Below are 16,164 nucleotides of genomic sequence, written 5' to 3'. Positions count from 1 at the left end.
ATGAGAAAATTAAAATATATAGCAGCGATACTAATCGTAATGGTCTTGCTTCAGGGATGCGGAGTATACTCCTTTACCGGAACAAATATTTCTCCCGACACAAAAACATTTCAAGTTAATTTTTTCCAAAACCAATCCCCAAGAATTTTTCCTGGAGCCGACCAAACCTTTACAAATCAGCTACAAGATTTAATCCTTAATCAAACTAATCTTAGTTTATCTACTTCTGGAGGAGATATCATCTACGAAGGAGAAATCGTACAAGATTATGTTTCACCAAATACAGCAACATCAAACATAACAGCTGCTCAAAACCGATTGACGATTGCCATAAACATGAGGTTTTATGACACAAAAGACCCAACTCAAGACCTAGAACAGCGTTTTTCTTTTTTCTTTGATTATCCCGCTTCTTCATCAGAAAATACGATAAGAGATCAAGCCTTGGATGTAATTTTTGAAAGAATCACGCAAGATATGTTTAATGCCACACTGGCCAGATGGTAAAAACAATAGTAAACTCTATCAAAGAGTTAAATAATATATATAATTAGTACTAGTTGAATATTAAAGAGTTTTCATATTTGCTTCAAAATCCTGCCCAGCTTAATAAGGAGCAGGCAAAATCCCTTGAAAAAATTACAAGGACATTTCCGTATTTTCAGTCGGCAAGAGCATTGGTATTAAAATCCTTAAAAGATCAGGAAAGTTTTAGGTACAACCAGGAATTAAAGACCACGGCAGCATACACTACAGATCGCAGTGTATTATTTGATTTTATCACCTCTGATCTTTTTAAAGAAAGTAACATTACCGAAGAAGTAAAAAAGAAACATAAGTCTGATATAACAGTTATCGATCCAGAAGAGATTAAAATGCTTCCGAGAATAGCTATGGATGATGCTGTAAGAATGAAAATGAAAGAAGCAGAAAATGTTCTGGATCCCAAATTATTTTCTGAAAGAAAAGAAAACAGCACTCTTAAACAAATTGAAATTGCTAAGTCTGCAACTCCTGATATAACAGAAAAAGATCAAACAAAAAATATTCAAAATAAAAACAAAACTCCAGAAGAAACTTTACAAATTGATAAACCTCTGGATTTTAATAAAAAAGAAACACATTCTTTTGCAGAATGGTTAAAACTAACCTCTTTACACCCAATAGACAGAGATTCTGATCAGGAAATCAAAGCTCCGATTCCTGAAGTTGAAGAACAAAAACCTGTTAAATCATTAGATCAAAAACATAAATTCAATTTGATAGATGAGTTTATCGCTAACAATCCTAAGATACAACCTGCTGCCAAGAATACTCCTGCACGCAATCTGGCTAAGGAAAATCTAGTTCCTTCAGACGAATTAATGACAGAAACTTTGGCCAGAGTATATTTGGTTCAGAAAAACTATAAAAAAGCAATTCAGGCTTATAACATATTAATTTTGAAAAATCCCGAAAAAAGTGGTTTCTTTGCAGACCAAATTCGAGCGATAAAAAAATTACAAGAAAATAAATAACAATATAATGACAACGTTTTCAATATTCTTAATCCTAATCGTTATCGTATCTTTTTTACTGGTAGTAGTAATTATGGTACAGAACCCTAAAGGAGGTGGATTATCTTCTTCTTTTGGTGGTGGCGGAACACAACAACTAGGTGGTGTAAAAAAGACTACAGATTTCTTAGACAAGAGTACCTGGACTTTAGCTACACTATTACTGGTATTAATCCTGTTATCTAATATAGATTTAATGGGCGGAAGCTCTATTCCCGAATCAAAAGTTAATACCGAGGATGTTCAGATAGAAACTCCTGTTACTCCTCCGGCAACACAAAATGATGACAAAGAATAACATCTATTAAAAAAAACAACAACAAAAATGTCGACTTGTCATATAGTCGACATTTTTTGTTTCAATTTGTCAGTATCGCCCCACTGGCATAATTTCTGAAATAAGAAGCATCGAAGATTTCATTTTAATTTTAACAAAAAAAACAACAAATCATAATGGGAGTAAACATCAAACCTCTTTCAGACCGTGTGGTTGTAGAGCCACTTCCTGCAGAGACGCAAACAGCATCAGGATTATTTATTCCTGACTCAGCCCAGGAAAAACAACAAAAAGGTAAAGTAGCTGCTGTAGGTGGCGGTAAAAAAGATCACGATATGACTGTTAAAGTTGGTGATACCGTACTTTATGGTAAATACGCTGGTACCGAATTAAAATTAGATGGAAAGGATTATTTAATCATGCGTGAGGATGACATCCTTGCCATCGTATAAGGAGTATCAATTTAAAAATCACAAAAAACAAATCCACTGCTTTATTCAATATATTCTATGAAAAGGAAGTTTTGAATGTTGAGATTTGGATTTTAATTTTTCAAAAAATTAATTATGGCAAAAGACATAAAATTTGACATAGAAGCACGTGATGGTATCAAACGTGGTGTAGATGCATTAGCTAATGCGGTAAAAGTAACTTTAGGACCTAAAGGTCGTAACGTAATTATCAGTAAATCTTTTGGAGCTCCTACAGTAACCAAAGATGGTGTTTCTGTAGCTAAAGAAGTAGAACTTGAAGATGCTCTTGAGAATATGGGAGCACAAATGGTAAAAGAAGTAGCTTCTAAAACCAATGACCTTGCAGGAGATGGTACTACTACCGCAACTGTATTAGCCCAGGCTATCGTAAAAGAAGGACTTAAAAATGTAGCTGCTGGCGCAAACCCAATGGATCTTAAGCGTGGTATCGATAAAGCTGTAAAAGCAATCACAGAAGACCTTTCGAAACAAACAAAAGAAGTAGGCGACTCTTCTGATAAAATCAAACAGGTAGCAGCTATTTCTGCTAACAATGATGAAACTATCGGAGACCTTATTGCCAAAGCTTTTGAGAAAGTTGGTAAAGAAGGAGTAATCACAGTAGAAGAAGCAAAAGGAACTGATACTACTGTAGATATCGTAGAAGGAATGCAGTTTGACAGAGGATATCTTTCTCCATACTTTGTAACCAACAGCGAAAAAATGACAGCTGATCTGGAAACACCATACATTTTACTTTATGACAAGAAGATTTCTGCTATGAAAGATCTGCTTCCAGTTTTAGAGCCTGTTGCTCAAACCGGAAAACCACTTTTAATTATCGCAGAAGATGTAGACGGAGAAGCATTAGCGACACTTGTAGTAAACAAACTACGTGGAGCCCTTAAAATTGCAGCTGTAAAAGCTCCAGGTTTTGGAGACAGACGTAAAGCAATGCTAGAGGATATTGCCATCCTAACAGGAGGTACTGTAATTTCTGAAGAACGTGGTTTTACATTAGAAAACACTACTATTGAACACTTAGGTACTGCTGAAAAAGTAGCTATCGACAAAGATAATACGACTGTAGTTAATGGTGCTGGTGGAGAAGATTTAATCAAAAACAGAGTAAATCAAATCAAAGCACAAATAGAAACTACTACTTCTGATTATGACAAGGAGAAACTACAGGAGCGTTTAGCAAAATTAGCTGGTGGTGTTGCTGTACTATATGTAGGTGCTGCTTCTGAAGTAGAGATGAAAGAAAAGAAAGATCGTGTAGATGATGCACTTCATGCTACTCGTGCTGCTGTAGAAGAAGGTATTGTTGCCGGTGGTGGCGTTGCCTTGGTAAGAGCTAAAGCTGTATTAGACAAAGTAAAAACCGAGAACGCTGATGAGGCCACAGGTGTACAAATTGTAAACCGTGCAATCGAATCACCACTTAGAACTATTGTAGAAAATGCCGGAGGCGAAGGATCTGTTGTAATTTCTAAAGTTCTTGAAGGTAAAGATAATTTTGGATATGATGCCAAATCTGAAGATTACGTAGACATGCTTAAAGCTGGAATTATCGATCCTAAAAAAGTAACACGTATAGCTCTTGAAAATGCAGCTTCTGTATCTGGTATGATCCTTACTACAGAATGTGCACTAATAGACATTAAAGAGGATGCTCCTGCCGGAGGTGCAATGCCACCAATGGGCGGAGGTATGCCAGGAATGATGTAGTCGCCCGGCGACAGTAAAAATATTTAGCAAGTTTGTGAATATAAATTTGTTAAGAATACAAAACCCCATTCTGAAAACTTAGGATGGGGTTTTCTTTTACCGAAAAGGCAGTCTATAAACTTATCTAACACTAAGAATATTGCTTCATAATACCTTCTACCAACTCTGCCGTCTTTTTATGTTTCTCCTTAGCTAATAGTTGTTTGGGAGGAGCCATTCTAACTTCACAATCTACTAGCGAACATGATTCGCAAGTAACCCCCACTTTTTCTTTTAATATTTTTGGATCATTAACAAAATTGATTTTTTTCTCTAGAGTAGAAGATTTCAAAAATCCAATCCCTATACTACGATAATAGTCTTTTTTAAAAGGATCCTTTGTCGCCGAAGTAAACACCAAATACTGTTGATCCGTATCTACATAATCAGAGATTTGAATATTAAATGCATACTCCAAATCTTTAGTAGCCGTATGCTGCAAAATCTTAATAGCCATCCATCGTCTGCAGTAATGCTCATTCACCTCATTAGCATGAGGTTGCTGTTGGTGCGTGATATGTAACTCTTTAACCAAATTAAACTTCTCTGCTCCTAGTTTATGAGTAAACCGAAGAAAGAATACATTTTGCATACCAAAATCTTTTGGTAATACATTAGTAAGACGTTGATAAAAAGATTCTGGAGAAGCATTATACAATTTCATAATCTTATGAAAAGCTTTCTCAGAGAATCGTTTCATTGAAAATAATTCTTTAAGGTGTTCTTTCAAATGAGCTCTGGGAATAATTAAGACACCAGCAAAGTACGACGCATAAAAATTATGTAACACTTCTTCAAAATTATCATACTTTATCCATGAAAAGGTATAAGGTCTTTCGGTAATTTCCAGATATTGATATCCCAACTCCTTGGCATAGATAAACGTTTTTTGAGCCTCATCTACTCGATCTGACAACAATAGTGTTTTTGTAGAGGGCACAAATACCGATCTCAGATTATCCAATTCTTCCTGTTTAGGAATCCCGGCAACATTAATCGTATATCCATATTCTTCCTTAAGAATATCTTCTAAATCAGCCGAAGTAATTTTTCCACTTAAATCCAACTGATATGAGTTAGCACATCGCAAAGCCTTATCTTCTAGATCCTTAAAAAAGTTGTTATGCGCTTCTTGATAAGATCGTAAAGAAGCCAGGTAAAAACCTTCACGACTCATATTATAATGCTGTGCAATTTCAATAATCGTACTTATAAACGCATTTACTTTTGATGGTGCATTAGCTATAATATCAATTAAATCGCTTTGCTGTATACCAAACAATTCTAACGGAATCTCATCTAGTATTCCAGATTGTAAAATTTCACCAATTGGCGCCAGGTTTTTATCTAATTTTAGAGAAACCAAATTATCATAAGGAACATCAAATGTCTCTGCAAGTTTGATAATTTTATCTGTCTTAGGGTACTTTTTTCCTTTTTCTATTTCATTTAAATACGATTTAGAAAGCCCGCATAACTTTGACAATCCGAAAAGAGACAAATCCTTTTCTGTTCGTATCTGCTTGATTTTCAGTCCAAAAATCAACCTAATATATTCTTCTGCTATCGCCATAGGTTCAAAAGTAACCATTTTTGCGTAATTCACGAAAAAACAAAAAGTTCACATTTAGCGAACGTTCGCTTGTTTTGTAAAAAACTTTTTTATAATATTGTTCACTCAAACGATATAAGTTATGGAAACACAGACAAACCTTAATCAGAAAATTAGCTTCACCAAAGAAGTTAAAAACTACCATCCAGAGATATTGACCGATGGAGCCCTGATTTTTTTAGAGGCCTTACAAGATCGTTTTAACGAAAGACGATTAGTCCTTTTAAAAAATCGCCAAAGCCAGCAACAACTATTTGATCTGGGAACTCATCCTTCTTTCCCAGAAAACACCAAAGAGATTCGCAATAGCGAATGGGCAGCTGCGCCAATTCCTATGGATCTACAAGATCGAAGAGTCGAAATCACAGGACCTGTCGACAGAAAAATGGTTATTAACGCTTTAAACTCTGGAGCCAAAACATTTATGGCCGACTTCGAGGATAGCAATGCTCCGCTTTGGGAGAACTGTCTTCAAGGGCAAAAAAACCTAAAAGATGCGGTTAACAAAACTATTTCGTTTTATAACCCTAAAAAAGATAAAACCTACAGGCTTAACGAAAAAACAGCCACATTAATCGTACGACCCAGAGGCTTACATCTTAATGAAAAACATCTTTTATCAAAAGGTGAAGAAGTATCTGCTTCTCTATTTGATTTTGCTTTATACCTGTTTCATAACAATGAACAGCTTAAAGAAAACGGTACCGGGCCTTATTATTACATCCCTAAACTAGAGCATTTTACTGAAGCTATATGGTGGAACGACGTAATTGATTTTTCTGAAAACTACTTAGGCATCAAACACGGAACAGTAAAGGTGACGGTTTTGGTAGAAACTATTACAGCAAGTTTTCAACTCGATGAAATTATCTATGCATTAAAAGATCACATCGTTGGACTGAATTGCGGAAGATGGGATTATATTTTTAGCTATATCAAAAAACTAAGAAATCACCCAGGTTTTGTAGTTCCTGATCGTGCCCAGGTAACAATGACCAGTCCATTTATGGATGCATATAGCAAGCTGGTAATTCAAAGATGTCACAAAAGAAATATCCTGGCAATTGGTGGCATGGCTGCACAAATCCCAATTAAAGAAGACGAAGGTAGAAATGCAATTGCATATGCCAAAGTACAAGCAGACAAAGAGCGAGAAGTAAAAAACGGTCATGACGGCACATGGGTAGCACATCCGGGATTGGTAGCACTGGCAATGCGTGTATTTGATACTCATATGCCAAATCCAAATCAAATGGATGTAAAACGTGATGATATAAACATTACCGAAAATGATCTTTTAGCGATCCCAAAAGGTACGATTACCGAAAAAGGAATACGGCAAAATATTAATGTAGGAATTCATTATATCGCCACCTGGTTGGGAGGGAATGGAGCAGTAGCATTATACCATCTTATGGAAGATGCTGCTACTGCAGAAATTAGCAGAACTCAAATATGGCAATGGCTACAACAGGAAGTAGTCTTAGAAGATAGCAGAACACTTAATAACTCATTATTCATTACTCTTTTTAAAGATGAACTTGAGGTAATTAAAAAGCAGGTAGGAAACGCACTCTTCGAAACCGAAAATTATCAAAATGCCATCCAGATATTCGAACAACTGGTAACATCTGATGAGTTTGAAGAATTTCTTACCACCAGAGCATATCAATACATATAAAGTAAATCAATATATAGTAAAATCAATAAGTCATGAACACAGAACAAAGAATAGAAGAATTGATTATCGATTGGACCACAAATCCAAGATGGGCGACTATAGAGCGCCCGTATACTGCCCAAGAAGTAGTAAAGTTACAAGGTTCATATAAAATCGAGCATAGTGTAGCTAAACAAGGTTCTGAAAAACTATGGATGAAACTAAAAACACAAGGGTTTGTAGCGGGATTAGGAGCATTAACAGGTAACCAGGCTGTACAGGAAGTAGAGGCAGGATTAGAAGCAATATACTTAAGTGGATGGCAAGTGGCCGCCGATGCAAATCTTGCCGGACAAATGTATCCAGATCAATCTCTATATCCTGTAAATAGTGTTCCGCAAGTAGTAAAGAGAATCAATAACGCTTTGCTAAGAGCAGATCAAATACAAGTAGTAAATGGTGAAGAAAACAAAAAGGATTATTTAGTTCCTATCGTCGCAGATGCCGAAGCTGGTTTTGGAGGAAACCTAAATGCTTTTGAATTGATGAAATCTATGATAGAATCGGGTGCCAGCGGAGTTCATTTTGAAGATCAATTAAGTTCTGCGAAAAAGTGTGGACATCTTGGCGGAAAAGTATTAGTTCCCACACAGGAAGCTATTAATAAATTAGTTGCTGCTCGTCTTGCTGCAGATGTAATGGGAGTACCTGCAGTTATTATTGCACGTACCGATGCTGATGCCGCTAATTTATTGACCAGCGATGTAGATGAGCGCGATAGAAAGTTTGTTACGGGAGAACGCACAGATGAAGGTTTCTTTTATGTAAAGAATGGAATAGAACAAGGTATTGACAGAGGATTATCATATGCTCCCTATGCCGATCTTATTTGGATGGAAACCAGTAATCCCGACTTAGAACAGGCTCGCAAATTTGCTGAAGCTATCCATGCCAAATATCCAGATCAAATGCTGGCATACAATTGCTCTCCTTCTTTTAACTGGGCTGCAAAGCTTTCTGTTTCAGAAATGGAAACATTTAGAGAAGAGTTGGCTGCTATGGGTTACAAATTTCAATTCATTACTCTTGCAGGATTTCATGCATTAAACACAAGTATGTTTGAATTATCTAAAGCATATAAAGAAAGAGGAATGGCAGGCTATTCTGAATTACAAGAAAGAGAATTTGCGCTACAAAAAGACGGATTTCGTGCAGTAAAACATCAAGGATTTGTAGGCACTACATACTTTGACGCTGTACAAAATACAGTAACTGCGGGTAAAGCTTCGACTGTAGCTATGGAAGGTAGCACAGAAGTCGAGCAGTTCTAAACATAAAGCATGATTTTTTCCGATTTTTACAATTAATTATTGTGCTTTAAAACGGCACTCATTAAGGTGAGTGTCGTTTTTTTCAATTCTAAAACCTATACATACCTATAACTTAACAAGAGATCACCTGTTTAGATGATCTCTTTTAAAAATGATCTCTAGTAGTCCTCGCATGACCACTCAGCACATCCAACATTTTGTGGTCTATCAAAGCCACAATTTTTGCAACGAGGTAGAGCGCCTCCATTAATTATTAGTTGTTCTGATTTACTTAATAAGGTTCCAGTTTTTAAAATGTTTTTTAACATAGGTTATAAGATTTAATATTGCTGTCACTTTTTTAAAGACATGTCCAGTTTTATGTCTGTTCTTGCAAGAATATTATTAAGAATGATTAAGCCATTAATAAGAAACTACCAAAAAATCAGTAGTTTTCTTCTAATATAGAATATCAATTACATTAATAACTCGAATCATCAGATTCTGGTTTAGGTTGACAAAGACCTATGGTTGCCCCAAACCCTTCATCACAATGACCAGATGCGCATTGCGAATGATAATTACATAAGCATCCATTATGAAATTTACCATAATGGCAACTAATCGCAGCAGCGCCTCCATTAATACTTTTCTGTTCTACTTTACTTAGGATTTTTCCTAAGGTCAAAATTTGTTTTTTCATAATTAAAAATTATTAGTTATTTGATATTGTGAATATTTATAGACATCACAATTCATGTCTATCCTTGCAAGAATTTCTTTGTGTATATTTATTTTCTAACTTATTTATTAGTATTCTTAAAGCTATATTACCCTGTCTTATTAGGTATTTTCAGCTGAATCATCAAATGATGAATATCCATATAAAACTCATTTAAGAGTTTCCATTTTTATAGAAATATTATCAATGCGTTCGTTTTGAATAATTTTTTTAAGTTGTATCAAGTATTTTCAGGCCACAAGTTCTTTAAACGATATTTCTTAGTACTATGTAAAGAAAGTCTCATTTAAAATCATAAACAATACTCAATTTGAGTAAATTCATAAAAAGTGAAGTAATTCGTGCTTTGCCACAAGTTCTGCTGTAGAACTTAGTCCCAGTTTTCGTAATATGTTCCTGCGGTGTGTATCTACTGTATGCGGACTAAGAAAAAGCTTAGCAGCTATTGTCTTACTGGACTCACGATTTATCAATAGCTTTACAATATCCAGCTCCCTCAAGGTTAATTCATCATATATGTTTTGAGCACTGTAGTTTTTATAAAACACGGTAACCAGTTGATTGCATGCATTAAGACTTCTTGCCGAAGCTGTATTAGGTAATTTAGCGGTGGTGTTCATTATCTGAAAACGTCCTAAGCCAACTATGGGTTTCCCTTTTTTGTCCAGAGCAATTGGCACCACATTTTCAATGATATTTTTATAATGATTCTCAATTTTTAAACGGTAGTTGTATTGAAAGAAAGTAAGTTTCCGATCAGAGATTTTAGTCTTATTCAAACAGAAATCCATCAAGTCTTTCATTGACCGCACCCATGGTTCAATATCATCTGGGTGAATATGTTCAACAAAATAAGAAACTCCTTCGTCAATTAGTCTCTCACGTGATAGCCCTGTACAGGTTTCGATATACGGACTTATGTAATGGTATTTTAGAGTTAAGGTATTTGTAACAAGAGTAAAGCTATTCCCACTTGGAAATAAAGATTCTGCCTCGTACAGTTTTTTGAATCCTTGATCAACCTCAATCTCATGACAAAGAGAATCGGTTTGGAAAACTTTTAAGTATCCTATTAACTTTTTCAAAAAAGTATGTATAAAGTTGGTTTGTTATCTAAAAAAAAATCGATCCAGACATTGATTCTTTCAATAACATATCTTTGATCATATAGTTTTTGATCAAAATATTCTCTTCATACTATTGAATTTAATCAATCACATTTCCATCTAAAATCTGATATTTTATACTTTGTGTTTCCTTTAAAATTATAGTGCCACCATTCTGTTCTTATAGTCTTAAAACCATGCTTCTCCATAGTTTCTTTTAACAACTTACGATGCCCAAGTACCGTTTTCGAAAGCGATTTATACGAATGATGTGCTTCTTTTCCGAAATGATCAAAATCTGTCCCCATATCGACATGTCCACCAGCTGATCTAACCAAAGTTATATCTACAGCCGCTCCTCTATTATGTACGGATCCTCCTTTTGGGTCTGCTACATATCCAGGATTAGGAAAAATCTTCCACATTTTTTTCTGTACACTATATGGTCGATAGCAATCAAAGAATTTCATTCTGTATCCTTGAGTAAGCAAATCATTATTTACCCTTATAAGTGCTTCTGCTACGTCTTTTCTAACAAAGCATTTGGCACAAGAATATACTTTTTCTTTTAAAAAATTATCAGAAGTAGCATATTTCATATCCAAAATAAACTCATCAGACAAGCTCTCTATGTTTACAAAATCTTTATCATTCGAAGTAACTTCTATACTCGATCCGCCAATAAGCATTACTATCGAATCTTTTTTTCTGAGCATACTCTGTTCTACTTTTTCCCCCCGTAACTGTAGTGCTTTAGATTTTTCTATAAGAGCAATTGTCTGGACCGTAAGTCCAGGAGTCATTTTTGCTTCACTACAGGAAAAAAAGAGTACAGAAAAAATCAACAAGATTAATTTTTTCTCAATCATATCCTTTTTGTTTTATCCCAATTACAATACTAATCCAGTACGTATTAATGTGTTAAATTTCCCTCAAAATTAAGTTTATTTACGCACTTGATTCCTTATAAATATAATCAATATTTCTGTTATAAGTATTTTCTTACTTTCCTATACTGGAAATATATTTTATATTTTGTGTTAAATAACACGAATTCACCTGTTATTTAAAAGTTTTTTCCACATTTCCGCAGACAAGCATTTTTTTCCCATAATATGGATTTCTAATTTCTTTAGAATCAGATAACCAATACCCTCCTTCTCCATCAAATGCCATAGGGCAAAATTGCTTATACACTTCGCCAGATGTAATTTCTGCTTTACCAATCAGTTTTTCTACTTCACTAGTTAATGTTACAAAAAAATCACGTTGTTTTTTGATGTCTTTGGTTAGTGAAATGAGTTTCGAAACTGCTTTAAGCTGCCCATTCTCTTTTGAATCTTCTATAACAGCTTCTATTTTTTTTGTTTCTGCCTGCACAATACTACTTTCAGAATTTACTAAAGCTGCTTTTACAGATAGATACAAATCATATATTTCTTGAATTTTTACATCAGAAAACTTAACTTCTGATCTAGAATCGGTCTTATTATAATCGGCAATTTCATTTACACTATCATCTACAGTAACCGATTCGGGTTTCTTATCTTTATTACAGGATACACCTGCCAAAGTCATGAATACTATTACTATAAAAAATCTTCCTGTTGTTCTCAAAATACTACTACACATGCAATTATACGCTAAAAATTAGTCTAGTTTCTTTACCATTAAGATGTCAAAAATACTCTATATATAAAACAATCGCCAATGCATTTTTATTTTTTAAGTGATTTTTTAACAAAACAATACCATTCTAAATAAGAGGCTTTTATATTTTTTTTAGATATTTTTGCCGGGAAAAATTGTTAGGAATGCTTTTTGAAGATTTAAAACCCAAGGTTACTCATATACTTAAAGACAATGACGAATCTGTTACAGACAGATTATATATGATTTGCAAATTACTTAAAGACAATATAGATCACTATGATTGGGTTGGTTTTTATTTTAAAAACGAAGACAAAGAAGAATTAAAACTTCGCACATATGTTGGCGAAAAAACAGATCACGATATTATTCCTTTCGGAAAAGGGATCTGTGGTCAGGTCGCTATTTCTAATGAAAATTTTGTGGTCCCTGATGTGCAGGCACAAAATAATTATATCGCATGTAGTCTAACTGTTAAATCAGAAATCGTAATCCCTCTATTCAAGAACGGAGAAAATATTGGGCAGATTGATATTGACTCTGAGAGCTCAGATCCTTTTACAGAAAAAGATGAACGATTTTTAGAATTTGTAAATCAAGAAGTTGCTAAAATCCTTTAATTATTGTTCCTTCGTTGGTGCAAATATTAAATCATTTTACATATGAAAATCTTAGTCACGGGGGGATTGGGGTTTATTGGTTCTCACACCGTTGTAGAGTTACAAAACAAAGGGTATGAAGTTGTTATTATCGACAATTGTTCGAATTCATCACCCGATGTGATTAAAGGAATTTGTGAAATCACAGGAAAAGATCTTGTTTTCGAAAAATTTGACCTTAGAGAAAAGAATAAGGTTCAAGAGTTTTTTAAACGTCATAATGACATAGAAGGAGTTATTCATTTTGCAGCATCAAAGGCTGTAGGTGAAAGCGTAGAAAAACCTTTGTTATACTATGAGAATAATTTATCGACTCTGGTATATATCCTTCAACAATTAGCTAATAAGCCATCGGCTAGTTTTATTTTTAGCTCTTCTTGTACGGTATATGGTCAGGCAGATGAATTACCAATTACAGAAGATGCCCCGGTTAAAGCAGCAGAGTCTCCTTACGGAAACACAAAACAGATTGGAGAAGAAATCATAAGAGACACCTGTAAAGTATATCCTGCCTTAAAAGCCATTGCATTACGTTATTTTAATCCAATTGGAGCACATCCTTCGGCAGAAATTGGAGAACTTCCTATTGGAGTTCCTCAAAACCTGATTCCTTTTATTACGCAAACAGCAATAGGACTAAGAGAGCAATTGTCTGTATTTGGTGATGATTACCCCACATCAGACGGAACCTGCATTAGAGATTACATACATGTCGTAGATCTAGCGAAAGCTCATGTAGTAGCCTTACAACGATTGCTAGATGGCAATAATGCATCTAATTACGAAGTATTTAATGTAGGCACCGGTACAGGGAGCTCTGTTCTGGAAGTGATACAATCCTTTGAAAAAGTATCTAAACAAAAACTAAACTACAAAATTGTAGAACGAAGAGAAGGTGATATCACAGCAGCTTATGCAGATACCACTAAAGCAAATAGTGAACTAGGATGGAAAGCAAAAAGCAGCTTAGATGATTCTCTTACTTCTGCATGGAAATGGGAACAAAAGGTTAGAAGCTAAACACAAAAAACTAGGACTGGTATATAAAAAACCCTGAAGAATTATTCTTCAGGGTTTTTTATTTTAATATATCAATCTACTTTTTAGTAGAATTTAGATCTCTTATCTTCTATTTCTGCAGCTTCTTTAAGCGCTTCAAAAACTTTGGTATTCACTGCTCCTGTCTGAGCTTTGGAAACTTGTGATGCATAACTCATATATGTATCTAAACCACTAGCCGGTGTTTTCTTAGTTACTTCTATAACATATACTCCGTTATTACCAACAATAGGGCCAGATACTTTTCCTGGTTCTAAAGCAAAGGCTGTCCCCACTACTTTTGGCTCTGTTCCTGCTCCACTAATAGTTGGAGTTTTCATAGTCAACGCAGAAGCCACTTTTACAGTTTGCCCTTGACCTTGAGCAATTGCATCTAGTGCGCTACCAGAAATTTTACTTTTCAATTTTTCTGCTTTCTTTTTATTAACTAAGATAGGTTTTATAGTTAAACTTGCATCTTCTACTTTCATTGATCCCTCATCTTCTTTTTCAGTTAATTGAACTACCGCATATCCTTCAGGGATATCAAAACGTTTTATTTCACCTACTTTAGATTCTTCATTAAAAGCCCATTGCACAACTGCTCTTCTAGCTCCTAATCCAGGGATATTCTCATCTAATTCTTTGATTTTATTTACAGGTCGTACTGTTAATTCATTTTCTTTAGAAACTTCCTCAAAATCTTTGTCTCTAGCCGAAATCTGAAACTTGGTTGTTTCTGTAAAAATAGCATTGATCGTTTTTTCACTTGGCTCAACCTTTTGAGCTACTGTAGCTACTTTTATAGCTTTTTGCTCATTTTTTTGATCTTCTATATTTATAATATGATATCCAAATTGTGTTTCTATAATTCCCTGATCTCCCGTTTTGTTTTCGAAACAATAATCATTAAAAGCAGGAACCATTCTACCTGGTGAGAAATACCCAAGATCTCCTCCTTTATCTTTACTAGAAGTATCTGCAGAGAATTGTGTTGCCAGCGCTGAGAATTTTGTATTATCTGCTTGAGTTACTGCAATAATACTATCTGCTAAGGTCTTTGCTTCTTCTTTAGTTCGTTTTGTATCACCTGCAGTACCTAATCCAGCCCAAGAAACCAAAATATGACTTGCTTTAACCGAGTCTGGCATTTGCTTTTGCGCAACTACTTTTGAAATTTTAATATAATCTCCATCTTTATATGGGCCATATACGTCTCCTATACCAAGATTATAAATTGTATCTGCTTCTGTAGTTGGTAAATCTTTTTTAAACTTGAATCCACTATCAAATTTTACAGCAGAATTTTGATTTACAAACTCTTCTGCATCTTTTACATCAATGTTTTTGAATCCTAAAACCGAGTCGTTCGTTTTGGTCGCTTCATTAAACTCTACTTTATCATCTAATAATGCAGCTACTTCTGCTTTTATTTGATCTTCATCTTCTTGGCTAGGAACTTCATTAAATAACACATAACGTATACTTCTCGAAGCTTCTGCCTTATATTGATCTTTATGAGCATCGATATATGCTTTAATTTCTGCATCTGTTACTTCTACTTCTGTATCTTCAATACTAGAGAATGGAAGCTGTACATATTTGATATCTACATTATCATTTTCCATTTTATAAGCCAGCTCTCCTTCTTTTAATGTAGATCCTACACCAGCCTTAATCATATTAAGATAAGTTTGCTCTCTAGCACCTTTACTTACAGAAACCTCAAAATCTAACCATTGTTGATATGCTTGTGGCGAAGTAGCTTTTACATTAGCAACATATTCTTGCATTTTGGCTTTATCAAAAACTCCGGCTTCGTTTAGAAATGTAGGGTTACTTGCTAATGATTCTTCTAATAACTGATTTACCTGATCTTCTCCTACTCTAATATTTAGTTCTTCGAATTGCTCTTCAAAAACTGTTTCTCTCAATTCTTGATTCCATACATAATTTACAGCTTGGATACTTGATGTTCCTCCTCCGAAACTTCTTGATGCCAGTTCTACTTTTCTAGCAAACTCTGTTCGATCAATATCTTTTCCGTTTATTGTTGCAATCGTATTTTCAGCTTTCTGGGAAATAGCCCCTCCATTACGAATCAAATCTGCTAACACAAAAGAGAAAAGTGCAAGTGCAATGATTACGATTAGAAAAACCGAACGCTGTCTGATTTTATTTAAAACTGCCATGGTATATTATAATTTATTCAAAATATAGTGGGCGAAAATACCATTTTATTGTAATAATACCAATTAAAAAACTGAAAGTCTTATGAAGTTTTAACTCTTTCGGTTTTTAATATAGAATA

15 protein-coding genes are annotated in these 16,164 nt (G+C 34.6%); 9 read left to right on the top strand and 6 right to left on the bottom strand.

Going from position 1 to position 16,164, the window contains the following annotated elements:
* The 5 genes from lptE to groL all read left to right on the top strand — a co-directional run bounded on the left by lptE (position 1) and on the right by groL (position 4,037).
* Positions 1-507, top strand: coding sequence for an LptE family protein (gene lptE / locus DK441_RS07340; protein WP_200822832.1), 507 nt, complete (start codon positions 1-3; stop codon positions 505-507).
* 53 nt (positions 508-560) lie between these two features.
* The gene (locus DK441_RS07335; protein ID WP_109098140.1) at positions 561-1,517 is read left to right on the top strand and encodes a hypothetical protein; all 957 of its coding nucleotides are present in this window, start codon (positions 561-563) and stop codon (positions 1,515-1,517) included.
* 7 nt (positions 1,518-1,524) lie between these two features.
* Entirely contained in the window at positions 1,525-1,854 is a 330-nt protein-coding gene (gene secG, locus DK441_RS07330; protein WP_109098139.1) for a preprotein translocase subunit SecG, read from the top strand.
* Between the two features lie 155 nt (positions 1,855-2,009).
* Positions 2,010-2,285: a co-chaperone GroES gene (gene groES, locus DK441_RS07325; protein ID WP_025663354.1), complete on the top strand. Its 276-nt coding sequence runs from the start codon at positions 2,010-2,012 to the stop codon at positions 2,283-2,285.
* A 114-nt stretch (positions 2,286-2,399) separates the two neighbouring features.
* Complete coding sequence (groL, locus tag DK441_RS07320; protein WP_074407264.1) at positions 2,400-4,037, top strand: chaperonin GroEL; 1,638 nt, start codon at positions 2,400-2,402, stop codon at positions 4,035-4,037.
* Between the two features lie 130 nt (positions 4,038-4,167).
* Here groL and DK441_RS07315 read toward each other — a convergent pair whose 3' ends face one another.
* Complete coding sequence (locus tag DK441_RS07315; RefSeq protein WP_109098583.1) at positions 4,168-5,643, bottom strand: helix-turn-helix domain-containing protein; 1,476 nt, start codon at positions 5,641-5,643, stop codon at positions 4,168-4,170.
* A 127-nt stretch (positions 5,644-5,770) separates the two neighbouring features.
* Here DK441_RS07315 and aceB point away from each other — a divergent pair, with 127 nt between their 5' ends.
* Complete coding sequence (gene aceB / locus DK441_RS07310; protein ID WP_109098138.1) at positions 5,771-7,369, top strand: malate synthase A; 1,599 nt, start codon at positions 5,771-5,773, stop codon at positions 7,367-7,369.
* A gap of 32 nt (positions 7,370-7,401) precedes the next feature.
* Positions 7,402-8,679, top strand: coding sequence for an isocitrate lyase (aceA, locus tag DK441_RS07305; protein WP_109098137.1), 1,278 nt, complete (start codon positions 7,402-7,404; stop codon positions 8,677-8,679).
* 460 nt (positions 8,680-9,139) lie between these two features.
* Here the strand turns inward: aceA and DK441_RS07300 are convergent, their stop codons facing one another.
* The 4 genes from DK441_RS07300 to DK441_RS07285 all read right to left on the bottom strand — a co-directional run bounded on the left by DK441_RS07300 (position 9,140) and on the right by DK441_RS07285 (position 12,138).
* A complete protein-coding gene (locus DK441_RS07300; protein ID WP_109098136.1) occupies positions 9,140-9,361 on the bottom strand; it encodes a hypothetical protein in 222 nt (73 codons plus the stop codon).
* A gap of 359 nt (positions 9,362-9,720) precedes the next feature.
* Complete coding sequence (locus DK441_RS07295) at positions 9,721-10,485, bottom strand: response regulator transcription factor (RefSeq protein WP_109098135.1); 765 nt, start codon at positions 10,483-10,485, stop codon at positions 9,721-9,723.
* Positions 10,486-10,610: 125 nt separating this feature from the next.
* Complete coding sequence (locus DK441_RS07290) at positions 10,611-11,375, bottom strand: M15 family metallopeptidase (protein WP_235015724.1); 765 nt, start codon at positions 11,373-11,375, stop codon at positions 10,611-10,613.
* A 193-nt stretch (positions 11,376-11,568) separates the two neighbouring features.
* Positions 11,569-12,138, bottom strand: a complete 570-nt coding sequence (locus DK441_RS07285) for a DUF3347 domain-containing protein (protein ID WP_109098134.1) — start codon at positions 12,136-12,138, stop codon at positions 11,569-11,571.
* A gap of 182 nt (positions 12,139-12,320) precedes the next feature.
* Here DK441_RS07285 and DK441_RS07280 point away from each other — a divergent pair, with 182 nt between their 5' ends.
* Together DK441_RS07280 and galE are read left to right on the top strand one after the other, a co-directional pair.
* Positions 12,321-12,776: a GAF domain-containing protein gene (locus DK441_RS07280; RefSeq protein ID WP_109098133.1), complete on the top strand. Its 456-nt coding sequence runs from the start codon at positions 12,321-12,323 to the stop codon at positions 12,774-12,776.
* A gap of 42 nt (positions 12,777-12,818) precedes the next feature.
* Positions 12,819-13,835, top strand: a complete 1,017-nt coding sequence (gene galE / locus DK441_RS07275; protein ID WP_109098132.1) for a UDP-glucose 4-epimerase GalE — start codon at positions 12,819-12,821, stop codon at positions 13,833-13,835.
* Between the two features lie 83 nt (positions 13,836-13,918).
* Here the strand turns inward: galE and DK441_RS07270 are convergent, their stop codons facing one another.
* On the bottom strand, positions 13,919-16,045 hold the full coding sequence (locus DK441_RS07270) for a peptidylprolyl isomerase (RefSeq protein ID WP_109098131.1): 2,127 nt from the start codon (positions 16,043-16,045) through the stop codon (positions 13,919-13,921).
* Positions 16,046-16,164 lie beyond the last annotated feature (119 nt).

This window comes from Aquimarina sp. AU58 (assembly GCF_900312745.1).
GTDB lineage: Bacteria > Bacteroidota > Bacteroidia > Flavobacteriales > Flavobacteriaceae > Aquimarina > Aquimarina spinulae.
This window is presented reverse-complemented; position numbering and strand designations above follow the sequence as displayed.

Coding starts and splice junctions, on each gene's coding strand:
- DK441_RS07290 (WP_235015724.1), bottom strand. CDS start 11,375: ATGATTGAGAAAAAATTAATCTTGTTGATTTTTTCTGTACTCTTTTTT.
- secG (WP_109098139.1), top strand. CDS start 1,525: ATGACAACGTTTTCAATATTCTTAATCCTAATCGTTATCGTATCTTTT.
- DK441_RS07285 (WP_109098134.1), bottom strand. CDS start 12,138: ATGTGTAGTAGTATTTTGAGAACAACAGGAAGATTTTTTATAGTAATA.
- DK441_RS07280 (WP_109098133.1), top strand. CDS start 12,321: ATGCTTTTTGAAGATTTAAAACCCAAGGTTACTCATATACTTAAAGAC.
- aceB (WP_109098138.1), top strand. CDS start 5,771: ATGGAAACACAGACAAACCTTAATCAGAAAATTAGCTTCACCAAAGAA.
- groES (WP_025663354.1), top strand. CDS start 2,010: ATGGGAGTAAACATCAAACCTCTTTCAGACCGTGTGGTTGTAGAGCCA.
- aceA (WP_109098137.1), top strand. CDS start 7,402: ATGAACACAGAACAAAGAATAGAAGAATTGATTATCGATTGGACCACA.
- groL (WP_074407264.1), top strand. CDS start 2,400: ATGGCAAAAGACATAAAATTTGACATAGAAGCACGTGATGGTATCAAA.
- DK441_RS07270 (WP_109098131.1), bottom strand. CDS start 16,045: ATGGCAGTTTTAAATAAAATCAGACAGCGTTCGGTTTTTCTAATCGTA.
- galE (WP_109098132.1), top strand. CDS start 12,819: ATGAAAATCTTAGTCACGGGGGGATTGGGGTTTATTGGTTCTCACACC.
- DK441_RS07300 (WP_109098136.1), bottom strand. CDS start 9,361: ATGAAAAAACAAATTTTGACCTTAGGAAAAATCCTAAGTAAAGTAGAA.
- lptE (WP_200822832.1), top strand. CDS start 1: ATGAGAAAATTAAAATATATAGCAGCGATACTAATCGTAATGGTCTTG.